We start from the raw sequence: 24,618 nt of genomic DNA on the forward strand, positions 1-24,618 counted from the left end.
GGGGCGAGTATACCAGCCCGCTGTGACAGCCAGAAACCGCCTGAAAATCCGCCACCAGCGCACGTGTGCTGCAATTTTTTCTGCTAGTGTCCAAACCATTGACGGCCCAGCGAAAGCGGACAGGAAAAGTGGAAATGGATGTGCGATTGCCGATAACGATTGCCGGAATTTGCTTCACCCTGCTCCTTGGCGGTTGCTCGCAAGGTGACGAAAAGCGCACCGTCAGCCTTGAAGAAAAAACCGCAAAATTCGAACAGTCACTGGACGCCATCACCGATCCGAAGCTCAAGGACGCCGTCACCGAACTCGGCGGTTCGCTACTGTTGCTCGAACGCGCACAGCTCAAGCTCGACAGCAATCCGGCACAAACCGAATACGGCGAAGACGCCCTCGGCGTGCTCAAGCACTACCCTACCCCGCAAGCGCTGGTTGATACGTTCATCAAGGGTCTGTTCGTGCTGCACAAAGATGCCAGCTCCGATTACCTCACCGATCTGCAACCGGTTTTTCCTTTCAACCTGAACATCCCCGGTGGTTTCCTGTTCCCGCATGGCGTGGAATGGCAGTCGGTAACGTTGAGCAACAAGCGCGTCATTGCTTATCAGCCGGAATGGTCGGAAACCGATCCGGGCATCCAGCTCAGCCCGTCCAGCTCCAACGTTACCAATCCCGATGACCTGACCGTGACCTACCCGTTCATCGATGGTCTTGGGGTGGACAAAAAGACCTTGCCGCAACCGGTGAGCCTGCAAGGCCAGGTCGAAGTCATCGCGCCGCGCCGCTTGTACAGTTTCGACCTGACGCAGAAAGATGTCGGTCAGACCCGCACCAACGACAATCTCAGCGTCAAACTGCTCAAGCTTGAAAAGAACTACGCCGAAGTCGAATTCAGCAACAACCTGCCCCTGGCCCCGGAAGTCGCTGACGCCCAGCTCAATCCGCTGATCGTTCAAGCGCGTGATGGCACTGGTCAATACCTGGTGCGTGCCGGTTCGATCAACGAAAGTCCGGAGCAGGTTAACTTTTACCAAAAGCAACTGACGCACCTGCAACAGCAAAAAACCTGGAGCGACGCGCTGGAAAAGCAGCTCAGTGCCGACCAACTGGCGTTCGAGCAACAACACCCGCGCCGCTACAACAAGGTCTACTTCAATGGCCCGATCGAGACGCTGGAAGTCAGCCTGCTGGATTTTTCCTCGGTAACCGTGACACGCAAAGCGCTGGATCTGCCAATTCGCACCTTCAGCCCACACACTATGGAAAAAACAATCCAGCCATTGGACTTGCCGATTGTGGTGTATGACGATCTGGCCGCGAACTGGCTCAAAGGCGCGAGCCTGACCGAGGATCAGTTGAAGGCAGGCGTGCGTATTCAACAATCGGTGGAGGACTCGAGCGCTGCGCGCATCGAGTTTTCTCACCGCCGCACCTTCAACGACGAACTGCTCGGGGACGACTTCAGCCCTGGGGTCAGCCCGGTGACGTTCTTCACCGAGAAGCGCAGCGGCAAACTTGATGAACCGATCGAGCTACCGCCCGAGGCTTATCAGGTCGATCCACTGCGAGCGACGATCACCTACGATTTGAACCTGTTCCCGGATACGCCGGCGATTGCCGTCGGCTCAATGCCGCTGTTTCTAGCCTCGGTCGAGAAAAAAACCTATGACGCCAAGTCTTTGCCCAAAGGTCTGGAGATCAGGAACAACACGCTGGTGGTCGACTTGAAGCTATTTCCTGCCGATGAATGGCGGTTCTTCGTCAAGGACGACAGCGGCAAATACCTCAAGCAGATTCTCTCGGTCAGCCACGATGCGAGCGCAGAAGGCCCGGCGCTGTTTGGCGTGCACTACTTCTATGGCCGTCCTACCCACGTGGAAACCTATCAGCGGACCAACCTCGCCACCGTGCAATACGGCTTTGAGGTCAAGCTCGACAAGGCGCAGATGCCTGACACCGCGCCCTAACCGTTGAGGCTACGGCCGCGCCCGCCGTTGATCTGCCGAAGCTGGGCTTGCAGGTGCAGGCTCCAGATCTGCGGGTCGTCGGCCAGTTCATAGCCGTGCAACGTCAGACTTTCAACGATGGTGTCGAGAATCGACTCGGCGGCAATCGGGCCGTGGAACGGACCCTGGGCTTTGATGGCGGAAGGTTGTTCGCCGGCCATGCCGGCAGCGAAGAGCAGCGTCCACATGCCGTTATCGCCGGCCAACGGTTTGATGGCACATTCGATACGGGTCACGAGACCCAGGCATTGACGGGTGAGGCAGAGGTTGCGCGACATGGCGGCGACCCTCGGTGAAGCCGGTATTCAGCCCTCTCGGGAGGACTGGCTCGATCCAGTGATACTGTCGATATCCTTGAGCTGAGAATAGAAGAAAAGTCCGCCGCGCAAGCCATATGAAACCAGAATGCGCCGAATGGTCATTGTGTGAATATTGGCGTCAGAGTGATGGCACTTTTCACGAAGATCAGCGCAAAAATCAATCTGGAAAAACACTGTGGGAGCGAGCCCGCTCGCGAATGCGAAGTGTCAGGCAACTTAATCGTCGTCTGATAAAGCGCTTTCGCGAGCAGGCTCCCTCCCACAGATTTACTGCATGAAGGCTCAGGCAGGCTTGGCTTCTACCAATGCCTCCTGCGCCAATTCCTTCTCGGCTTCCTTGAGGTCGTCTTCGCTGATCATCTCGGCAATATCGCGCAGGCGTTCCACTACTCGCGCATTGATGCTGCCCTCCGGGAATTCACCATCGGCATTCGGCTCACCGGCCGGCTCACCGACCAGCAGGCTCAACGCTTCGTCGGCCTGACGCACCGCGTACACGTGGAATTGCCCTGCGCGCACTGCCGCCAGCACTTTCTCATCGAGCATCAACGTAGCGACGTTGGCCTGCGGAATGATCGCGCCCTGCTCGCCGGTCAGGCCGCGCGCTTCGCAGAGGCGGAAGAAGCCTTCGATCTTCTCGTTGACCCCGCCCACCGCCTGCACTTCACCGAACTGGTTGATCGAACCGGTGATCGCGAAGCATTGCTTGAGCGGGGTTTTCGACAACGCCGAAATCAGCGTGCACGCCTCGCCCAGCGACGCACTGTCGCCGTCGACGTAACCATAGGATTGCTCCAGTGCGATGCTCGCGGAAATCGCCAGCGGGAATTCCTGGGCGTAACGGCTGCCCAGATACCCGGTGAGGATCATCACGCCTTTGGAGTGGATCGGCTGGCCAAGGTTGACCTCACGCTCAATGTCGACGATACCGCTGCCGCCCGGGTACACCGTGGCGGAAATCCGCGCCGGCACACCGAATGCCGAGTCACCGACTTCAAGCACGGTCAGCCCGTTGCATTTGCCGACCGCCGCGCCATCGGTGTCGATCAGGATGATCCCGGCGAGCATGTCATCGAGAATCCGCGCCGACACGCGCCCGGTGCGGGTGGCCTTGGCTTTGAGGGCTCGCTCGATGTGACCGGCATCGGTCATTTCATCACCGGCCAGATGCCGGATGAAATCAGCCTCGCTGACCAGTTGGAACAGATCACCGATGCGCGCCGACAAACGTCCCTGGTGTTCGGCCAGACGTGCGCTGTAAGTTGCCAGACGCGCGACCGCATCGGCCGTCAGCGGCGCCATGCCTTCTTCGGAAGTTCGGGTTTTCAGGAGCTGGGCGAATTGCTCCAGGCTTTCGTCGACCATCGGGATGTCTTCATCGAAGTCGACCAGAACGCGGAACATCTCCTGGAAGTCCGGATCAAGGTCCTGCAGCGTGTAGTACAGCGACCGCGCGCCGATGATGATGACTTTGACCTGCAACGGGATGTGCTGCGGGTTGAGGGTCACGGTGGCGAAGCGGCCCATCTCGCCCAGCGGCGATTCCATTTTAAGCTTGCGCGATTGCAGGGCGCGTTTGAGCGCATCCCACACGAACGGCTCGCTGAGCATTTTTTCCGCTTCAAGAATCAGGAAACCACCGTTGGCGCGGTGCAAGGCACCCGGACGCAACTGGCGATAGGTGGTGTAAAGCGCGCCTTGATCAGTGGTGTATTCGATGCGACCGAACAGGTTTTCGTACGTCGGGTGCGGCTCGAAAACCACGGGCGCGCCACCGCTGACCGGATGACCGACAACCAGACTCGGCGCGTATTGTTCTTCCAGCAGCTTGCGGGCGACGGCGTCGGTCTTGCTGTCGTCGACCAGTTGCTCGACCACGGTTTTCAGCAGGTACACCTGCATCGCTTGCAGGTAACCGCAGACCGCTGCGTTCTCCGCGTACTTCTCGGACAACGGCGACAGCAATGGCTGCAAGGCCAGGGTGATGGTTTCTTCATTGAGCGAACGCAGCTGATTGTTCGACTCGCGCTTCCACTGCGGCAGGCTGGCGAGTTCTTCGTTCAGGCGCTCTTCGAGACCGGAAATGTCTTCGTGGAAACGCTCGCGATCGGCTTCCGGCAACTGGGCGAATTCAGCTTCATCCAGCGCCTTGCCGTCGAGCATCGGTGTGAAGGCGATGTTGCTGCTGTCGCGATACAGGGCAACGTCTTTTTCCAGGGCCAGACGCTCGATGATGTCGAGGGCCTTGTCGTAGCGCTGGTTGAAGGCGCGGTCGATGGCGCTTTTCTTTTGCTGGTAGGACGGGTGCTCGAAGACCGCCGGAAAAGTCGCCAGCAGGTTGTCGATCAAGCCGTTGATGTCACCGATGAACGCGCCGGCCGTGCCCGATGGCAACTCCAGTGCGCGCGGTTCGCGCGGTTCATCGAAATTATTCACATAGACCCAGTCCGCCGGGGTCTGCAGGCGCTTGCCTTCGGCTTTCAGGTAGCGTTTGACGAACGAGAAGCGACCGGTACCGGGCTCGCCCATGACAAAGACGTTGTAACCGGGGCGTGGCATCGCCACACCGAACTGCAAGGCTTCGACCGCACGTTCCTGGCCGAGCACACCGCGAAAGGGCTCCAGATCATTGGTGGTAGTGAAGCTGAACTGTTCAGCGGAAAACGGACGGGTCAGCGCTTCGGGCGCTAGACGCAAGCTGGCAGCAACAGGATCAGGCATCGGGCTTCCTTAACAATCAGGCGGGGCAGATAGCGGCATTCTGGCGCTGCCCGTACCCCACTGGCAAGGCGCGCCATGTGACAAAGCATAGACAAACGCCCGTCCCGTGACCCGCCCCCTTGAAACCGGGGTTTATTCCAAATATTTTGCAAAAACTCACGGAACCCCAGGAACGTGCCTAAACTCCAAACTGCGCGGCTGGAACTAATACCGGCCCACTGGCACCGTCAGGAGCCAGAACCCTGTCCATTGGTATGCACATAAAGAGATAAAAGCTATGAAACGGATTCTTCTCGGTACTCTCTTCACCGCTGTATCCATCAACGCAATGGCGCAAGCTCCAGGCGGCCCGGATTGCGGTTGGGGCAACATGCTGTTCGAAGGTCAGCGTGGCACCCCGGCTCACTTCCTGGCATCCACCACCAACGGCACTTCCGGTAACGCCACGTTTGGTATGACCTCCGGCACCAACGGTTGCTCGACCAACGCGTCGCTGACCTATGGCGGCAAATCCTGGTTTGCCATGAATGGCATGATGAACGAGCTGTCTGAAGACATGGCCAAGGGCAACGGCGAAGCGCTGACGACCTATGCCGTGGTACTGGGCGTGGCGCCGGAAGACCGTGCGCACTTCGCTGCTGTGACTCACGAGCACTTCCAGCAGATCTTCAGCAAGGCTGACGTGACCGCTGAAGACGTGCATACCAACACCCTGTCCGTGCTGAAATCAGACCCACGTCTGGCCAAGTACGCAACGCAGGCTTAAGCTCGACCCTGCCCGCTTCCTTCGGGGAGCGGGTTTTTATTTTTTCGGCCCGTCCCTCCTTGGGCTTTTGTTTTTTTCCTGTTTAAGTTGCCGACTATGCTCAAACGCCTTGCCTGGCTGGCGCTCTGTGTCTGCGCCCCGCTGTCCGCCGCGCCAAACATTGACCCTCAACGTTTGCAGCAACTGGCCAATGACCGCTTCTGGATTTCCCTCGGTCATTACGAAACCGCCAAGCTTGGCGGCTGGCGCAGCTATGTCAGCGACAAGAAATTCTTTCTCGCGCCCGATGGCAATGAACACCCCGACCGTGAGCTGGCCGCCACCGTGCAGGCGTTGTACGCCCCGGCCAGTCTCGGTGAGCAGCACGCGCAATGCGTTTATCCGGCCCGCACCCGTTGGTTGAAAACGCAGCTCAACCTGACCGACCTGCCGATGCCGGCGTGCGCCGAATACAAAAAGTGGTTCAAGGACGTCTCGCCGCACAGCGCGGTGATGATCTTTCCGGCAGCGTATCTCAACAGTCCGTCGTCGATGTTCGGCCACACCCTGCTGCGTATCGATCAGGCTGACGTGCAAAGCGACAAGACCTCGCTGCTCAGTTACGCGATCAACTTCGGCGCCTACATCGAAGGTTCGGACAACAGCATTCTTTACGCCTGGAAAGGCTTGATGGGCGGCTATCCGGGGCTGTTTGCGCTGGTGCCGTATCAGGAAAAACTCTCCGAATACCGCAGCCTGGAAAACCGCGACTTGTGGGAGTACCGGCTCAACCTGACGCAAGAAGAAACCGCACGCATGGTCGAGCATGTGTGGGAGTTGAAGCAGATCCAGTTCGACTATTTCTTCTTCGACGAAAACTGCTCCTACCGTCTGCTCGAACTGCTGCAAGTGGCCCGGCCGAGCCTGCGCCTGACCGAACAATTCCCGCTGACCGCAATCCCTACTGACACGGTCAAAGCCGTTAAAGAAGCGGGGCTGGTGGAAAACATCGAATACCGCCCGTCTCGTGAACGCGAATTGCTCAGCCGCGCCGAACCGTTGACTGACGAAGAACAGCAATGGGTGCTGAAAGTCAGCGCCGAGCAGCAGGTGTTGCAGGAACCGGCCTTCAAGGCCCTGCCCCGCGCCCGGCAAGCGCTGATCATCGACGCCGCGTATCGGCTTGAGCGCTACCGCGCCAACGGTCAGGAACGTGATCCGCAACGGGCGCAGCGCAGCTTTGAACTGCTTCGGGCGATCAACAAGAACCCGGCACCGGAGCTGGAAATTCCTCGTCCCGGTCTGCCGGAGGATGGCCACGAGTCGCGCACCTGGCAGGCCGGCCTCGGTACTCGCGGCGACCGTGCGTTCGCCGAGTACGGCTTGCGCATGGCGTATCACGACCTCAACGACAACGCCGAAAGTTTCCCGCTCGGTGCACAAATCGAAATCCTGCAGATGAAGCTGCGCCAGTACGAAGGCAATCACTGGCAGTTCCAGCAACTGGATCTGGCGACCATTCGCTCACTGACGCCACGTAACGAGTTGCTGCAGCCGCTGTCGTGGCAAGTCACGGGCGGACTTGAGCGCGTGCCGGGCAAGCATGATGACGAAACCCTGGTCAGCCACGTCAATGGCGGCGGTGGCGGTACGTGGCAATTGGGTGAAGATGTGCTCGGTTTTGCCCTCGGCACGGTGCGCGTCGAACACAACAATGACTTCGCCGAGTTCGTTTCCCCCGCCGGCGGTTTCAATACCGGCGTACTGTGGAAAAACCCGCTGGGCAACCTGAGTCTGGAGGCCAAGGGTGATTACTTCATCAATGGCGAAGTGCGTCGCAGCCTCAGCCTGAATCAACAGTGGGAGCTGTCGCGTAACCTGGGTTTACGCCTGAGTGCGCAGCGCGAGTTCAGTCATGTGGCAACACCTGAGACTGAAGTGATGCTTGAGGTGAAGTGGTATCACTACTAAAAGATCGCAGCCTGCGGCAGCTCCTACAGGGGCAAATGCATTCCAAGTGTAGGAGCTGCCGCAGGCTGCGATCTTTTGATCTTTCTTTCACACCCCATCAACGAATCCCCTTCTAGACTCACCCCATAAGCCGTGTGACGGCTCGGGAGAGTGCGATGTGGCGGTGTGTGGTTTCGCTGGGTGTTTTGCTAATGCTGAGCGGTTGCCAGACCACTCACGAGGATTTGATCGCCAAGGGTTATCCACCGGCCTTTGCCGACGGGTTTGATGACGGTTGCGTCAGCGGCCGACAAGCCGCCGGATCGATCAGCGGCGAGTTTCGCAAGAATGTGCCGCGCTATCTCAAGGACAAGCAATACGCCGAGGGCTGGACCGACGGTTTCCGCCAGTGTCAGGCGATGCTGGAAAACAAGGATCGCAACGACTATCGCAACGAGCACTGGGACGAGCGCGAGCGCGCCTGGCAGCAGCAGAAGGATCAGGGCGCCGCGCGGGCCTATCGCTCGCAATAGGTCGTTTGCAGACATCCGATGAAACCAAATCCCTGCGAGCATGGCCCAACCCATTAACGGGGAGGACACCATGAGCCGTGCTTTCGTCAACGAAGACAACGCCGCCGCGCAAGCCGATCAGCCAGTCGAACGGCAGGTCAGCGCGCAGCCCAATTACGTCACACAACAAGGTCTGCAACAGTTGCAGGCGAAAGTCGCCGAGCTGCAAGCCTTGCACGCCGAGCAAACGGCAAAAGGTGAACAGGCCGACAAACAACGTCAGGCCGATCTCGAACGGGATTTGCGTTATTTCAATCAGCGCCTCGGCAGCGCACAAGTCGCCGTCGCCGCGACGTCTACAGACAAAGTGCAAATCGGCAGTTGGGTGACCTACGCCGACGAACACGACACCGAACGCCGCGTGCAACTGGTCGGTGAGGATCAGGCCGACGCAGCCAAAGGCCTGATCAATTGGGGCTCCCCGCTGGGCCGGGCCTTGCTTGGCGCCCGGCTCAACGACGAGGTGCTATGGCAGCGCCCCGCCGGCGATCAAATGATTGAAGTGATTCGCATCGAGCCGAATCAGACCACACCCTGAGCAAGCATCGCGTCGGCGACTTTGACGAAGCCTGCGATGTTCGCGCCTTTGACGTAGTTGATCCGCCCGTTCTCTTCGCCGTAATGCACACAGGCGTGGTGGATCGACTGCATGATCGCGTGCAACTTGCTGTCCACCTCGCCCGCCGTCCACAACAGGCGCATGGCGTTCTGCGACATTTCCAGACCGCTGACGGCCACGCCGCCCGCATTGGATGCCTTGCCCGGCGCGAACAGAATCCCCGCCTCGATGAAGATATCCACAGCCTCCAGAGTGGTCGGCATGTTCGCGCCTTCGGCCACACACACGCAGCCGTTGCGCAGCAGCACGCGGGCGGATTCGGCGTCGAGTTCGTTTTGCGTGGCGCACGGTAGCGCTATGTCGCAGGCCAGCGACCAAGGCAACTGACCGGCGCGGAACTCCAGGTTGTAGGCTGCCGCCAATTCGCTGATCCGTCCGCGCTTGACGTTTTTCAGTTCCAGCAGCGCCAGCCACTGTTCTTCGCTCAACCCGGCTTCGCAATACAACGTGCCTTCGGAGTCGGACAGGGAAATCACCTTGCCGCCCAGATCCATGACCTTGCGCGCGGCGTATTGCGCAACGTTGCCGGAACCGGAGATCGCCACGCGTTTGCCTTCAACGGTCTGCTGGCGGCGCTTGAGCATCTCTTCAGCGAAATACACGCAGCCAAAACCGGTGGCTTCCGGGCGAATCAGGCTGCCGCCGTACGTCATGCCCTTACCGGTCAGCACGCTGGTGAACTGGTTGCTCAGGCGCTTGTACTGACCGAACAGGAAACCGATCTCCCGCGCGCCGACGCCGATGTCGCCGGCCGGCACGTCAACATCAGCACCGATATGGCGATACAGCTCGCTCATGAACGCCTGGCAGAACCGCATGACTTCGGCGTCGCTCTTGCCCTTCGGATCGAAGTCCGAGCCGCCCTTGCCGCCGCCCATTGGCAACGAGGTGAGCGAGTTTTTGAAAGTCTGCTCGAAGGCGAGAAACTTCAGCACGCCCATGTTCACCGATGGGTGGAAACGCAAGCCACCCTTGTACGGTCCGATGGCGCTGTTCATCTGGATACGGAAACCGCGATTGACCTGGATCTTGCCCTGATCGTCGACCCACGACACGCGAAACACCACCGCCCGCTCCGGCTCACAGATGCGCTCCAGAATCCCCGAGGTGAGGTAACGCGGATTGGCCTCAAGAAACGGCCACAGACTGCGCAGGACTTCTTCGACAGCCTGGTGGAATTCGGGTTGATCCGGGTCGCGTTGTTTCAGGCGTGCGAGGAAGGATTCGACGGATTCGATCATGGAAAAAGTCTCGGCAAATTTATTATCGTTGGAAGAAATTGAGCCGGACTGTAGCAAACGAAATGCGCACAGGAACAGCGCAAGATGTCGCAGATATGAAATTAAATGGTGCACAGGATATAAATCAGAGTGTTTTTGAAGCGTTTTTGCCCCCGAATGGGGAGGCGAAATCCAAGTGATGCACCAACAGTTACACCGTATTCGCGAGCAGGCTCGCTCCCACATTTGAAATACATTCCCCTGTGGGAGCGAGCCTGCTCGCGAATGCCGCGACTCGGTTTCACTTTAGAAAAAGGCAAAAAAAACGGAGCCCGAAGGCTCCGCTTTTTCATGTAACCAACCCGAATCAGGCCAGTTTTTTGTGGCGTACCCGGTGTGGCTGGGCCGCTGCTTCGCCGAGGCGCTTTTTGCGGTCGGCTTCGTACTCGGTGTAGTTACCTTCGAAGAAGATCGCTTGCGAGTCGTCTTCGTACGCCAGGATGTGGGTCGCGACGCGGTCAAGGAACCACCGATCGTGAGAGATCACAATCGCGGCGCCCGGGAAGTCCAGCAGGGCCTCTTCCAGCGAACGCAGGGTTTCAACGTCGAGGTCGTTGGACGGTTCGTCGAGCAGCAGAACGTTGCCGCCCTCTTTCAGAGTCAGCGCCAGGTGCAGGCGACCACGCTCACCACCGGACAGGTCCTTGACGAACTTCTGCTGATCGCCACCCTTGAAGTTGAAGCGACCGACGTAGGTACGCGACGGGATCTCGTAGTTGCCGATGCGGATCTGGTCAGAACCGTCGGAGATCTGCTGGAACACGGTTTTGCTGCCATCGAGGTCTTCGCGGCTCTGGTCGACGCACGCCAGTTGCACGGTTTCGCCGACTTCGATGCTGCCCGAATCCGGTGTTTCCTTGCCCATCAGCATGCGGAACAGGGTCGATTTACCGGCACCGTTACCGCCGATTACGCCGACAATGGCGCCCTTCGGCATCGAGAACGACAGGTTGTCGATCAACACGCGATCGCCGTAGCCCTTGGAAACGTTCTTGAATTCGATGACCTTGTCGCCCAGACGCGGGCCGGCCGGGATGTAGATCTCGTTGGTTTCCGAACGCTTCTGGAATTCCTGCGATTGCATTTCTTCAAAGCGTTGCAGACGAGCCTTGGATTTCGACTGGCGGGCCTTGGCGCCTTTGCGCACCCACTCCAGTTCTTCTTTCATGGCTTTTTCGTGAGCCGACTGCTGCTTGGATTCGGCAGCCAGACGATCGGACTTGGCTTCAAGCCAACCCGAATAGTTGCCTTCGTATGGAATGCCCGCGCCGCGGTCGAGTTCCAGAATCCAGCCAGCAACGTTGTCCAGGAAGTAACGGTCGTGCGTGATCGCAACCACGGTACCCGGGAAGTCGTGCAGGAAGTGCTCCAGCCACGCCACGGAGTCAGCGTCCAGGTGGTTGGTCGGTTCGTCGAGCAGCAGCATGTCCGGAGCGGACAGCAGCAGACGGCACAGGGCCACACGACGTTTTTCACCACCGGAGAGGAATTCGACCTTGGCGTCCCAGGCCGGCAGACGCAGCGCGTCGGCGGCGACTTCCAGTTGACGGTCCAGGTTATGGCCGTCGCTGGCTTGCAGGATCGCTTCGAGCTTGGCCTGTTCGGCAGCCAGTTTGTCGAAGTCGGCATCTTCTTCAGCGTAAGCCGCGTAGACCTCGTCCAGGCGTGCCTGGGCGTTCTTGATCACGCTGACCGCTTCCTCGACCACTTCACGCACGGTCTTGGTCGGATCAAGTTGCGGCTCTTGCGGCAGATAACCGATGTTCAGGTCCGGCATCGGACGGGCTTCGCCTTCAAACTCGGTGTCGACGCCTGCCATGATTTTCAGCAGCGTGGACTTACCCGAACCGTTGAGGCCGAGCACGCCGATCTTGGCGCCGGGGAAGAAGGACAGCGAAATGTTTTTGAGGATTTCCCGCTTCGGCGGAACAACTTTGCCCAGCCGATGCATGGTGAAGACGTATTGAGCCATGGAGAACCTTGGGTCAGTGACAGATGAATGATTGGAGCGCAGGCGATGCCCGGCCAGACCGATGCGCGTCGTTCACTTGATAGTCATCAATGCGTGCGCGCAGAAAAAGTCTGATTGTAGGAGCTGGAACGCTCCCGCGTAACCGGCAAAGCTACCTTAATGATAGAAGGCAGTCCACCCGTTAGGGGGCTGGCACTTCGCCACAACTCAAGGCATGCTAGCCGCCCTTCGGGCGTCCGGCTTATAGTGCATGTCGCGCCAGTCCAGCCAGACCGCAGGATTACAGCTTGTCCAATGTCACTCCGCCAGCCTCTGTGAGCAGCACCCAACCGGCGCCAGGCTCACCCCTGCGCGGAACATTAAAGGGTGCGCTGGCGACACTCGTGCTTTTGCTGTTGGCATTGCTGTTCTGGCAATTGCTCGACCAATTGCGCGAAACCCAGAAAAACCAGCGCCAGTACACCATCGATTACACCGCCGACCTCGCCTCGCAGGTTAGCCTGAACATGGCGCTGAACGCGCAAATCGCGCTCAATCTGCTACCGATCGTCGAACAGCCGCAGTCAGCCGACGAACAGCAGGCATTGCTGCGCAAGCTCCAGCAATCGTTGCCCGGTCTGCGCAGCATGGCGCTGCTCAGTCCGTCCGGCAGAATCATCAGTGACAGCGCAGCGGACAGTTCCGACGCCGACTACCTGACTGAACTGGTGCGCCGAAGCCGCTCCCAGGCGCATTACTTCAGCAACGCGGACGACGGTTCTCTGGTGCATTTGCTGCTGCATCAGGCCAGCGGCAACACGCGCGGCTACTGGGTCTTGCGCCTGGCGCCGATCTTCTTCGACTCGCTGACCAAACAAAGTGAAACCGGCCTGCGTCCACTGTGGCTGGTGGAAAACCGTCTCAACCATCAGATCATCAGCCGCGATGAGGCACCGTCGTCGGCCAGGCCTGGCGTGCTGAGCCCGGATGATCTGGCCAACACCGTGCTCACTGTGCCGCTGAGCAGCAGCGACTGGCAGTTGCGCGGCCTGTTCGACCGTCGACGTGTGCTTGAAGAGTTGCTGCCGGCGTTCATCGGCAAATGCCTGCTGGGCCTGGCCTTCTCGATGCTGCCGGTGATTGCGCTGCTGAACATGCGCCGCCGTCAGCGCCAACTGCATGAGGGTCGTCGCCGCTATCAGGATATTTTCGAGGGCACCGGCGTGGCCCTCTGCGTGCTCGACCTGTCCGGTCTCAAGCAATTTTTCGACAAGGTGCAGATCCAGACCAGCGACCAGCTCAAGGCCTGGCTCGATCAGCCGCAACAGCGCCAGCAATTGCTCCAGGAACTGCGCGTCACCGAGGTCAATCAGGTGGCGCTGCAACTGCTCAACGTCAATTCCTGTGACGACGCCTGGCAACTGTTGATCGACGGCCATCCGCACCGTCACTGCGCGATCGGCCATCAGATTCTGGACGCCGTGCTGCAGCAGCAAAAGCAGCTGGAACTGGAAATCAAACTGCCCGACATCAATGGTCGTGACCAGCATCTGTGGATGGTGCTGCGCCTGCCGACCGAGCAGCATGACTACAAAGCCGTGATCCTCAGCATCAACGACATCACCAGCCGCAAACTGATCGAACTGTCGCTGCTGGAGCGCGAAGGTTTCTGGTCCGACGTGGTGCGTACCGTGCCGGATCACCTGTACGTGCAGGATGTGATCAGCCAGCGGATGATTTTCAGCAACCACCACCTCGGCCAGACACTCGGTTACAACCGCAGCGAACTGCATCAGATGGGCGAGTATTTCTGGGAAATCCTGCTGCACCCCGAAGATGCCGACTATTACCACCGCTCGCGGCAGATGCAGCGCCACGCCGGTTACAGCCAGCTGCTGCAATGTCAGTTGCGCTTCCGCCATCGCGACGGCGAATGGCGGCGCTTCGATATCCGTGAACAGGCACTGGCCCGCGACAAGCACGATCAGGTCACGCGGATCATCGGCGTGGCCAAGGACATCACCGAGCAGATCGAGGCCAGCGAATCCCTGCGCGACAGCGAGCAGCGCTATCGCATGCTCGCCGAAAGCATCAGCGACGTGATCTTCTCCACCGACAGCAAGCTGTCGCTGAACTACGTCAGCCCCTCGGTGCAAGCGGTCCTGGGTTATGACGTCGAGTGGATTTTTCAGAACGGCTGGCAATCGACCATCGCCAACCCGCAGCAACTGAATGGCATCCACGCCCTGATGGATCGGGTCAGCAAGGCTTTGGACAAACCCGAGCAACTGGCGCTGTTGCGCAACCAGGTCCAGACCCAGCTGTTCCTGTTCGACTGCCTGCGCGCCGACGGCCGCAAGATCCCGATCGAGTTGCGCCTGGTGCTGGTGTGGGACGAACACGGTGCGTTCGAAGGCGTGCTTGGCGTAGGACGCGACATCAGCCAGCAGCGCCGCGCCGAAAAAGACCTGCGCATGGCCGCCACGGTTTTCGAACATTCGACTTCGGCGATCCTGATCACCGATCCGGCCGGTTACATCGTCCAGGCCAACGAAGCCTTCAGCCGGGTCAGCGGTTACGCGGTGGCCGAAGTCCTCGACCAGTTGCCGAACATGCTCACCGTCGACGAACAACAGGACGCACACCTGCGTTACGTGCTCAAGCAATTGCATCAGCACAGCACGTGGGAAGGCGAGGTCTGGCTCAAGCGCCGAAACGGCGAGCATTACCCGGCGTGGGTCGGCATCACCGCGGTGCTCGATGACGAGGGTGATCTGGCCAGTTACGTGTGCTTCTTCAGTGACATTAGCGAGCGCAAGGCCAGCGAGCAGCGGATTCACCGCCTCGCCTACTACGACGCCCTGACCCACCTGCCGAACCGCACGCTGTTCCAGGATCGTCTGCACACCGCGCTGCAATCGGCCGACCGGCAGAAGTCGTGGGTGGTGCTGATGTTCCTCGACCTCGACCGTTTCAAACCGATCAACGACTCCCTCGGCCACGCGGCCGGCGACCGCATGCTGAAAGACATGGCCACACGTCTGCTGGCCTGCGTCGACGATGACGACACCGTGGCGCGCATGGGCGGCGATGAATTCACCTTGCTGCTGCAACATCGTTCCAGCCGCGAACTGGCGCTGAACCGGGCGATTCATGTCGCCGAGCAGATTCTCGCCAGTCTGGTGCGGCCGTTCGTGCTCGAAGGTCGTGAGTTCTTTGTCACCGCCAGTATCGGCATCGCCCTCAGCCCGCAGGACGGCAACGAACTGAGCCAGTTGATGAAGAACGCCGACACCGCGATGTACCACGCCAAGGAGCGTGGCAAAAACAACTTCCAGTTCTATCAGGCCGACATGAACGCCAGTGCACTGGAGCGTCTGGAGCTGGAAAGCGACCTGCGCCATGCCTTGGAACAAGACGAATTTGTCCTGTATTACCAACCGCAATTCAGCGGCGACGGCAAACGGCTGACCGGTGCCGAAGCCCTGCTGCGCTGGCGTCATCCGCGTCGCGGACTGGTGCCGCCGGGAGATTTCATTCCGGTGCTGGAAGAGCTCGGGCTGGTGGTCGATGTCGGCGACTGGGTGATCAGCGAGGCGTGCCGTCAGCTCAAGACCTGGCACCAGAACCGTGTGCGCGTGCCGAAGGTGTCGGTGAACATCTCGGCGCGGCAGTTCTCCGACGGCCAGCTCGGTACGCGGATCGCCACGATCCTGCGCGAAACCGGTCTGCCACCGGCCTGTCTGGAGCTGGAACTGACCGAAAGCATCCTGATGCGTGAGGTCAGCGAAGCGATGCAGATCCTCGCCGGCCTGAAGAATCTCGGCCTGAGCATCGCGGTCGATGACTTCGGCACCGGTTATTCATCGCTGAACTACCTCAAGCAGTTCCCGATCGACGTGCTGAAAATCGACCGTACCTTCGTCGATGGCCTGCCGTCCGGCGAGCAAGACGCGCAGATCGCCCGAGCGATCATCGCCATGGCTCACAGCCTAAATCTGGCGGTGATTGCCGAGGGCGTGGAAACCCACGAACAACTGGACTTCCTGCGTGAGCATGGCTGCGATGAGGTTCAGGGGTATCTGTTCGGACGGCCGATGCCGGCGGGACGGTTTGAGGCGCAGTTCAGCAATGATGCGCTCTTCATGTTTGATTGATGGAGCTGACAGCTCCGATCAATCAAACATGAAGAAAGCTGCAAGCTTCAAGCAGCGAGCGACAAGCAAGAGCGAATCGGCTTTTACTTGCAGCTTTTGGCTTGCAGCTTGAAGCCCGCTTATCCACAACCTGATTGTGTTTCATAGCCCTTCTAAAAGCGGTTGGGTTAGAATGCCCCCCTTTTCTGCCCCCGATCCTTGAGGACCGCCATGTTCAGCCGTGATTTGACTATTGCCAAGTACGACGCCGATCTCTTTGCCGCCATGGAGCAAGAAGCCGTGCGCCAGGAAGAGCACATCGAGCTGATCGCTTCGGAAAACTACACCAGCCCAGCGGTGATGGAAGCTCAAGGCTCGGTATTGACCAACAAGTACGCCGAAGGTTATCCGGGCAAGCGCTACTACGGTGGTTGCGAGTACGTCGATATCGTTGAGCAACTGGCCATCGACCGTGCCAAAGAACTGTTCGGTGCCGACTACGCCAACGTTCAGCCGCACGCCGGCTCGCAAGCCAACAGCGCCGTTTACCTGGCCCTGCTGTCGGCCGGTGACACCATTCTGGGTATGAGCCTGGCCCACGGTGGTCACCTGACCCACGGCGCCAGCGTTTCCTCCTCCGGCAAGCTGTACAACGCGATCCAGTACGGCATCGACGCCAACGGCCTGATCGACTACGACGAAGTCGAGCGTCTGGCGGTTGAGCACAAGCCGAAAATGATCGTGGCCGGTTTCTCTGCCTACTCGCAGATCCTGGACTTCCCGCGTTTCCGCGAAATCGCTGACAAGGTTGGCGCTTACCTGTTCGTCGACATGGCTCACGTGGCCGGTCTGGTTGCCGCAGGCGTTTACCCGAACCCGGTGCCTTTCGCTGACGTCGTGACCACCACCACGCACAAGACCCTGCGCGGTCCACGTGGCGGCCTGATCCTGGCTCGCGCCAACGCCGACATCGAGAAGAAGCTCAACTCCGCCGTATTCCCGGGCGCCCAGGGTGGCCCGCTGGAGCACGTGATCGCCGCCAAAGCGATCTGCTTCAAGGAAGCGCTGCAGCCTGAGTTCAAGACTTACCAGCAACAAGTGGTGAAAAACGCCCAGGCCATGGCCAGCGTGTTCATCGAGCGCGGTTTCGACGTGGTTTCCGGCGGTACTCAAAACCACCTGTTCCTGCTGTCGCTGATCAAGCAGGAAATCTCCGGTAAAGACGCCGACGCCGCCCTGGGCAAAGCGTTCATCACCGTGAACAAGAACTCCGTGCCTAACGATCCACGCTCGCCGTTCGTGACTTCCGGCCTGCGCTTCGGTACTCCGGCTGTGACCACTCGTGGCTTCAAGGAAGCAGAGTGCAAAGAGCTGGCCGGCTGGATCTGCGACATCCTGGCAGATCTTTCCAATGAAGCGGTGATCGACGCCGTTCGCGAGAAAGTCAAAGCCATTTGCAAGAAACTGCCGGTATACGGCGCTTAATTGCGACGCTAAACCCGCAGCATGAAAAACCGGCCAAGTGATTGGCCGGTTTTTTTTCGCCTGAAGGAAGATCAAAAGATCGCAGCCTTCGGCAGCTCCTACATTGGGATTCGCGTTTCCGTGCAGGAGCTGCCGAAGGCTGCGATCTTTTGATCTTTGGCCACTGGTCAGACCGGTCATGCCAATTTCACTATTTTCACTTGTCATTTCAAAAAAACCGAGCCTAGACTGCACCCGCACTGGACATACCGGTAAGACCACAATAATTAAGTCCTGAATCTGATACGCCCCGCGTACGGCAGCCAGGACACCGACCAGGATTTCTCCCATGCTCAAATGGTGCTCGCGTTCAATCTTCCTCCAAGTGGTTCTCGGACTGGTGCTCGGCATCGTCTGTGGGCTGACCCTTCCGGAATACTCGGCCCAGCTCAAACCGCTCGGCGACGGTTTCATCAAACTGATCAAGATGCTCATCGGCCTGATCGTGTTCTGCGTAGTGGTCAGCGGCATCAGTGGCGCGGGCGACTTGAAGAAGGTCGGCCGGATTGGCCTCAAGTCGGTTATCTACTTTGAAGTGCTGACCACTATCGCGCTGGTGATCGGCCTGGTATTCGCCTTCAGCACCGGCATCGGCAGCGGTGCGAATATCCACCTGGAGCAATTGTCCACGGCCGACATGGGCGATCTGGCCGAGCGCGGCCAGCACATGCATACCACCACGCAGTTCCTCATGGACCTGATCCCGACATCGGTGATCGGCGCCTTTGCCGAGAACAACATTCTGCAAGTGTTGCTGTTCTCGGTACTGTTCGGCAGTGCTTTGAATCTGGTCGGCGAAGCGGCCTCCGGTATCTCGCGACTGATCAACGAACTGAGCCATGTGATCTTCCGGATCATGGGCATGATCGTGCGTCTGGCGCCGATCGGCGTGTTCGGCGCCATCGCCTTCACCACCAGCAAATACGGCATCGATTCCCTGCAACATCTGGGCAGCCTGGTCGGCTTGTTCTACCTGACCTGTATCGCGTTCGTCAGCGTGATTCTGGGCCTGGTGATGCGTGCGTCCGGCCTGCGGATGTGGCCGATGCTCAAGTACCTGCGTGAAGAACTGCTGATCGTCATGGGCACCGCGTCCTCGGATGCCGTGTTGCCACAGATCATGCGCAAACTTGAACACCTGGGCATCGGCAGCTCGACCGTCGGACTGGTGATCCCCACCGGCTATTCGTTCAACCTCGACGGCTTCTCGATCTACCTGACGCTGGCCATCGTCTTCATCGCCAACGCCACCGGCACGCCTTTGGCCATGACTGATTTGCTGACGATTCTGCTGGTGTCGCTGATTACCTCCAAAGGCGCCCACGGTATTCCCGGTTCGGCCTTGGTGATTCTCGCGGCGACGCTGACGGCAATCCCGGCAATTCCGGTGGTCGGCCTGGTGTTGGTGCTTGCGGTGGACTGGTTCATGGGCATCGGACGCGCGCTGACCAACCTGATCGGCAATTGCGTCGCCACCGTGGCCATTGCCCGTTGGGAAAAGGACATTGATGTGCAGCGAGCCAATAAAGTACTCAGCGGTCAGCAGGGCTACACCTTTCAACCGCGTAAAACAGCAACTCCGGCGCACCAGCAGGAGTTCTGATTTCAACCCTGTGGGAGGTGCAGCAGGCGTCGATCCTTTGTTCGTCGTCTGCGGCCGCCCTCACAGGCACATGGAGCAAGACAAGTGATTACCACATCTACCGTCGTCAACTCAGTCGTAGAAAAACTTCGCGCCGCACTGGCCCGTGGTCAGTGGCGCTCCGGCGACATGTTGCCGGGCCAGCGCGAACTGGCCGAACAACTGGGTATCAGCCGCCCAAGCCTGCGCGAAGCGGTGATCGTCCTGGAAACCCTTGGCCTCGTCCGCTCAATGCCCGGCAAAGGTGTGGTGGTGCTCGACGCGCAACTCAGCGACAGCCAGCGCCACGACAGCGCGGTGGCCGGCGCCAGCCTCGAAGACGTGCTGCAACTGCGCTACACCCTTGAACCGTTCATTGTCGGCCTGGTGGCGCAGTCGATCAGCAGCAAGGAAGTCGGCCAGTTGCGCCTGACGCTGATGGACATGCGCGAAGCCCTTGAAGCCGGCGACAGCGAAGCCGGAGTCAGCGCCTACGTTGCCTTCCATGAAGAGCTGTTCACGCTGACTTCAAACCCGATTTTCCAGAGTGTGGTGCAGCAGACCAGCAACGCCCTCAAGCAAAGCGCCGAAGTGCTGCGCAACTCCCCGGAACATCTGGCCGAACGGCTGGAAGAAAACGAAGCCGTGGTCCGTGCGATCCGCAGCAAGAACAGCGCCCAGGCCAGCGCTGAAATGCGCCGGCACATTCTGCGTGAGGCGCAGCGGATGGGCATCGAGATGAACATTCCGGACGACCACTTGAGCAACTGAAATATTTCACACTGGAGACCGGCCATGAACAGCCTTGCCTCGCCGTCGCACCCTCGCCAGATGTCAGCCGCCCTGCCCTTCTCCCGCCTGCGCGCGCCGGATGATGATCTGTATCCGCGACTGTTCGACGCGATTCTGGAGCAGCGCATCGACCCGAGCAGCCGCTTCACCGAAGACAGTCTCAAGCAGATGTTCGGCGCCAGCCGCGCAGATGTTCGCCGGGTGCTGACGCAGCTGTGCAACGAACACGTCATCGTATTGCGCACCAATCATCGGCCACGGGTGGCCGAGCCGGATGCGGAACAGAATCGACAGACGTTGCATGCGCGGCGACTGGCTGAAAACACGCTGGTGCGCCTGGCGTGCCAGCGCCCACAGGCTGACGGCTTGAAACGTCTACGAGCGCTGATCGAGCGTGAGCGGCAGGCTGTAGAGCAGGATCAGCGGGGCGCGGCGATTCGGTTGTCCGGGGAGTTTCATCTGCAATTGGCGCGGATGGCGGGGAATGCACCGTTGGCGCATTTTCTTGGCACTCTGGTGCCGCTGACGTCACTGGCCATTGCGCGGTGTGGCGGGACTACGCACAACTGTTGCGCGTGGCAGGAGCATTTGGCACTGGTTGATGCGGTGGAGTGTGGGGATGCTTGCAGAGCCAGCATGCTGATGAATCAACATCTGGATCATCTGGAGGACACCCTCCTGTATTCCGTCAATGACCGCTGCGTCGTCGGCTAGATCGCCATCGCGGGCAAGCCCGCTCCCACAGTGGTCAAGATGCCGACAGCATTCATGACCGACGCTTGATCTGTAGGAGCGGGCTTGCCCGCGATAGCGTCATCACTGACGCTGAAGATCCATCAGCTCGCCACCACGTTGGCAAACCCCGCCCGAATCTTCTCTTCCGGCAAATCATCGGCAATAAACACAATCACACTCTCGCGTTTCTCACCCTCGCCCCATTCGGTGTCCCAGTCGAAACCGTAGAGTTTCAGCACGCCCTGAAACACCAAGCGGCGATCTTCCCCGGCAATGTTCAGCACGCCTTTGTAACGCAGCAATTGCTTGCCATGTTCTTCCAGCAGTTCATTCATGAACTCGCTGAGCTGGTCGATATCCAGCGGCTGATCGGTGCGCAGTACCAGGCTTGAGATGCGATCGATCGAAGGTGCCTTGCTCACCGGACGCAGACTCAGGCCGCCACCGAGATCGGCATTGAGGTTGAAGCCGCGCACATCCAGCAGTTCGGCCAGATCGATGTTGCCATGCTCGACCACGCGGATCGGCGCACGCCGGTTGATTCGGGTCAGACGTTCGCTCAGCGCGGTGAATGTGGCTTCGTCCACCAGATCGGTCTTGCTCACCAACAAACGGTCGGCAAAACCGATTTGCGCCTGGGCGATGGTCTGGGTCAGGTGCACGTCGGCGTGAGCCGCGTCGACCAGGGTGATGATGCCGTCGAGCAGGTAACGCTCGCGCAATTCCTCGTCGATGAAAAAGGTCTGCGCGACCGGTGCCGGATCGGCCAGACCGGTGCACTCGATGACCAGACGATCGAAGGCGATCTCGCCGCTGTCCAGGCGTTCAAGCAGCAGGTACAGAGCCTTGGTCAGATCAGTGTGGATGGTGCAGCAGACGCAGCCGTTGGCCAGGGTCATGACCTGCACCGGCTCGTCGCCCAGCAACTGGGTGTCGATACCGGCATCGCTGAATTCGTTCTCGATGACGGCGATTTTCAGGCCGTGCTCGGCTTTCAGGATATGGCGCAGCAACGTGGTTTTGCCGGCGCCGAGGAAACCGCTGAGCACCGTGACAGGAATGGGAGAGGACAAACGCTTTCTCCTTCACAAAATGAATGAACAACACAAAAACAAATGTGGGAGCGAGCCTGCTCGCGATAGCGGTGTGTCAGTCAAATTATTCATCGACTGATACTCCGCACTCGCGAGAAAGCTCGCTCCCACCGGGGGCTTGCTTCAACCTCAGGCTGTCAGATCAACAGCACTTCGGCCCACCCTTGCCACCGTAACGGGCTTCCTGACGTTCGCGAAAGAACATCTCGTAGCTCATCACCGGTTTGTCCGGGTGTTTGTTTTGCATGTGCTCGACGTAAGTGTCGTAGTCGGGCATGCCGACCATCAGGCGCGCGGCCTGACCGAGGTATTTACCGAGGCGACTCAGGTCATTGAACATGCTGCAATCCTCTGGTTACGCATCCGGCAGGGCCTGGAATGGCGATTCTTTATCCGTACGCTCTTTTTTGCCCCAGGCAGCGATGCCGACCTTGAGCGCATAGAACAGGATGCTGAATACCACGAACAGGAACAGCACAGTCAGCGTGGCGTTGGTGTAAGCGTTGAAGATCACGTGCTGCATCTGCTCGACGCTTTTCGCGGGAGCAAGCACCTGACCATTGGCCAGTGCATCGCTGTACTTCCTGGCCAGCGACAGGAAGCCGATCGCCGGGTTGGCGTCGAACAGCTTGATGAAGCCTGCGGTCGTGGTGCAGATCAACAGCCATGTTGCCGGCAGCAGCGTGACCCAGATATAGCGCTGACGCTTCATCTTGATCAGGACCACTGTGCCGAGCATCAGCGCGATACCGGCCAGCATCTGGTTGGAGATACCGAACAGCGGCCACAAGGTGTTGATGCCGCCCAGTGGATCGATCACGCCCTGATACAGCAACCAGCCCCACATCGCCACACAACCGGCAGTGGCGATCAGGTTGGCGGTCCAGGATTCGGTACGCTTGAGCGCCGGAACGAAGGAGCCAAGCAGATCCTGCAGCATGAAACGCCCGGCACGAGTACCGGCGTCGACTGCGGTCAGGATGAACAGCGCTTCGAACAGGATCGCGAAGTGGTACCAGAACGCCATGGTGTTTTCACCCGGCAGGACACTGTGCAGGATCTGCGCAATACCCACCGCCAGGGTCGGTGCACCGCCGGCACGGGCGAGGATGGTCGTTTCGCCAATGTCATTCGCCACGGCTTGCAGCGCCTCAGGCGTGATCGCAAAACCCCAACTGGTGACCACTTGCGCAACCGACACCACGTCACTGCCGACGACGGCCGCCGGGCTGTTCATGGCGAAGTACACGCCTGGCTCGATCACCGATGCAGCGACCATGGCCATGATCGCCACGAATGACTCCATCAGCATGCCGCCGTAACCGATGTAACGGGCGTTGGTTTCGTTATCCAGCAGCTTGGGCGTGGTGCCCGAAGAAATCAGCGCGTGGAAACCGGAGACCGCACCGCAAGCAATGGTGATGAACAGGAACGGGAACAGACCGCCCTTCCACACCGGGCCGGTGCCGTCGACGAACTGGGTCAGCGCCGGCATTTTCAGCTCGGGCATGGTCACCAGAATGCCAATCGCCAACGCGACGATGGTACCGATCTTGAGGAAAGTGGAGAGGTAGTCACGCGGCGCCAGAATCAGCCAGACCGGTAGCGAAGCAGCGACAAAACCGTAGCCGACCAGCATCCAGGTAATCTGCACACCCGTGAAGGTGAACGCCTTGGCCCACACCGGATCGGCGGCAATCTGCCCACCCAGCCAGATCGAGCCCAGCAGCAGCAACACGCCGACCACGGAGATTTCGCCGATGCGGCCCGGGCGGATGTAGCGCATGTAGATGCCCATGAACATCGCGATCGGGATGGTCGCCATCACGGTGAAAATGCCCCACGGGCTTTCGGCGAGTGCCTTCACCACGATCAGCGCCAGCACCGCAAGGATGATGATCATGATCAGGAAGCAGCCGAACAGTGCAATGGTGCCGGGAACACGGCCCATTTCTTCACGCACCATGTCGCCCAGGGAACGGCCGTTGCGTCGGGTCGACATGAACAGAACCATGAAGTCCTGCACCGCGCCCGCCAGCACCACACCGGCAATCAGCCAGAGTGTGCCGGGCAGATACCCCATCTGCGCCGCCAGCACCGGGCCGACCAGAGGCCCCGCGCCAGCAATCGCCGCGAAGTGGTGACCGAAAAGAATGTGTTTGTTGGTTGGAACAAAGTCCAGACCATCGTTGTTGAGCACGGCGGGGGTGGCCCGACGCGGATCGAGTTGCATCACATGGGTTGCGATGAACAGGCTGTAGTAACGATACGCAACCAGATAAATGGCCACGGCAGCGACCACAATCCACAAGGCGTTAATGGCCTCGCCTCGGCGCAATGCCACTACGCCCAGGGCGCACGCTCCTACGATTGCCAGCACTAGCCAGGGTAAGTGGCGTAGCAGGCTATTATTGTTTTTCATTTTATTATTCCAGCCAGGGTGGACAAGAAAGACAGCCACCCCGAGTTTAGCGCTTACGACGACAAAGGCCATACCCCGACATAGGTCTAGACGCCTTGATCGTTGGCTGCACCCGGCTGGTCGGGTCTATAGT

17 protein-coding genes are annotated in these 24,618 nt (G+C 59.4%); 10 read left to right on the plus strand and 7 right to left on the minus strand.

Annotated elements, in window-relative coordinates:
• Positions 1–134 precede the first annotated feature (134 nt).
• Complete coding sequence (locus JJD74_RS08960) at positions 135–1,964, plus strand: hypothetical protein (protein ID WP_200613108.1); 1,830 nt, start codon at positions 135–137, stop codon at positions 1,962–1,964.
• Here the strand turns inward: JJD74_RS08960 and JJD74_RS08965 are convergent.
• Positions 1,961–2,281 carry a PA4575 family protein gene (locus JJD74_RS08965; protein ID WP_042561157.1) on the minus strand — a complete coding sequence of 107 codons (321 nt, stop codon included), beginning with the start codon at positions 2,279–2,281 and terminating at the stop codon, positions 1,961–1,963. The genes JJD74_RS08960 and JJD74_RS08965 overlap by 4 nt on opposite strands.
• Before the next feature lie 324 nt (positions 2,282–2,605).
• Positions 2,606–5,044: a Lon protease family protein gene (locus JJD74_RS08970; RefSeq protein WP_047303324.1), complete on the minus strand. Its 2,439-nt coding sequence runs from the start codon at positions 5,042–5,044 to the stop codon at positions 2,606–2,608.
• A 277-nt stretch (positions 5,045–5,321) separates the two neighbouring features.
• Between JJD74_RS08970 and JJD74_RS08975 the strand changes: the two genes are divergently transcribed.
• From JJD74_RS08975 to JJD74_RS08990, 4 genes are all read left to right on the plus strand, one after another.
• Positions 5,322–5,810 carry a DUF3015 domain-containing protein gene (locus JJD74_RS08975; RefSeq protein ID WP_042561159.1) on the plus strand — a complete coding sequence of 163 codons (489 nt, stop codon included), beginning with the start codon at positions 5,322–5,324 and terminating at the stop codon, positions 5,808–5,810.
• 96 nt (positions 5,811–5,906) lie between these two features.
• On the plus strand, positions 5,907–7,760 hold the full coding sequence (locus JJD74_RS08980; protein WP_200613111.1) for an Lnb N-terminal periplasmic domain-containing protein: 1,854 nt from the start codon (positions 5,907–5,909) through the stop codon (positions 7,758–7,760).
• A 155-nt stretch (positions 7,761–7,915) separates the two neighbouring features.
• The gene (locus JJD74_RS08985) at positions 7,916–8,272 is read left to right on the plus strand and encodes a hypothetical protein (protein WP_200613114.1); all 357 of its coding nucleotides are present in this window, start codon (positions 7,916–7,918) and stop codon (positions 8,270–8,272) included.
• Between the two features lie 70 nt (positions 8,273–8,342).
• Positions 8,343–8,849 (plus strand): GreA/GreB family elongation factor, encoded by a 507-nt coding sequence (locus tag JJD74_RS08990; protein ID WP_047303327.1) that lies wholly within the window; start codon positions 8,343–8,345, stop codon positions 8,847–8,849.
• On the opposite strand, the gene gdhA is transcribed toward JJD74_RS08990, so the two are convergent.
• The gene (gdhA, locus tag JJD74_RS08995) at positions 8,834–10,171 is read right to left on the minus strand and encodes an NADP-specific glutamate dehydrogenase (RefSeq protein ID WP_200613117.1); all 1,338 of its coding nucleotides are present in this window, start codon (positions 10,169–10,171) and stop codon (positions 8,834–8,836) included. The two genes, JJD74_RS08990 and gdhA, sit on opposite strands and share 16 nt — an antisense overlap.
• A gap of 346 nt (positions 10,172–10,517) precedes the next feature.
• The gene (ettA, locus tag JJD74_RS09000; protein WP_042561164.1) at positions 10,518–12,182 is read right to left on the minus strand and encodes an energy-dependent translational throttle protein EttA; all 1,665 of its coding nucleotides are present in this window, start codon (positions 12,180–12,182) and stop codon (positions 10,518–10,520) included.
• Between the two features lie 287 nt (positions 12,183–12,469).
• Here ettA and morA point away from each other — a divergent pair, with 287 nt between their 5' ends.
• The 5 genes from morA (at position 12,470) to JJD74_RS09025 (ending at position 20,948) form a co-directional block, all read left to right on the plus strand.
• A complete protein-coding gene (gene morA / locus JJD74_RS09005) occupies positions 12,470–16,318 on the plus strand; it encodes a cyclic di-GMP receptor MorA (protein WP_115146539.1) in 3,849 nt (1,282 codons plus the stop codon).
• Positions 16,319–16,528: 210 nt separating this feature from the next.
• On the plus strand, positions 16,529–17,782 hold the full coding sequence (gene glyA, locus JJD74_RS09010) for a serine hydroxymethyltransferase (RefSeq protein ID WP_042561166.1): 1,254 nt from the start codon (positions 16,529–16,531) through the stop codon (positions 17,780–17,782).
• Positions 17,783–18,110: 328 nt separating this feature from the next.
• Positions 18,111–19,424 (plus strand): C4-dicarboxylate transporter DctA, encoded by a 1,314-nt coding sequence (locus JJD74_RS09015; RefSeq protein WP_200613120.1) that lies wholly within the window; start codon positions 18,111–18,113, stop codon positions 19,422–19,424.
• Positions 19,425–19,508: 84 nt separating this feature from the next.
• Positions 19,509–20,213 carry a FadR/GntR family transcriptional regulator gene (locus tag JJD74_RS09020; RefSeq protein ID WP_042561168.1) on the plus strand — a complete coding sequence of 235 codons (705 nt, stop codon included), beginning with the start codon at positions 19,509–19,511 and terminating at the stop codon, positions 20,211–20,213.
• 24 nt (positions 20,214–20,237) lie between these two features.
• Positions 20,238–20,948 carry a GntR family transcriptional regulator gene (locus JJD74_RS09025; protein WP_200613123.1) on the plus strand — a complete coding sequence of 237 codons (711 nt, stop codon included), beginning with the start codon at positions 20,238–20,240 and terminating at the stop codon, positions 20,946–20,948.
• Positions 20,949–21,070: 122 nt separating this feature from the next.
• Here the strand turns inward: JJD74_RS09025 and yjiA are convergent, their stop codons facing one another.
• The 3 genes from yjiA to JJD74_RS09040 form a co-directional block, all read right to left on the minus strand.
• Complete coding sequence (gene yjiA, locus JJD74_RS09030; protein WP_042561170.1) at positions 21,071–22,042, minus strand: GTPase; 972 nt, start codon at positions 22,040–22,042, stop codon at positions 21,071–21,073.
• A 163-nt stretch (positions 22,043–22,205) separates the two neighbouring features.
• Complete coding sequence (locus tag JJD74_RS09035; protein WP_042561171.1) at positions 22,206–22,403, minus strand: YbdD/YjiX family protein; 198 nt, start codon at positions 22,401–22,403, stop codon at positions 22,206–22,208.
• Positions 22,404–22,418: 15 nt separating this feature from the next.
• Complete coding sequence (locus tag JJD74_RS09040; protein ID WP_042561172.1) at positions 22,419–24,485, minus strand: carbon starvation CstA family protein; 2,067 nt, start codon at positions 24,483–24,485, stop codon at positions 22,419–22,421.
• Positions 24,486–24,618 lie beyond the last annotated feature (133 nt).

It is taken from the genome of Pseudomonas sp. MF6776 (genome assembly GCF_016613125.1).
In the GTDB taxonomy this organism is placed as follows: Bacteria; Pseudomonadota; Gammaproteobacteria; order Pseudomonadales; family Pseudomonadaceae; genus Aquipseudomonas; species Aquipseudomonas iridis.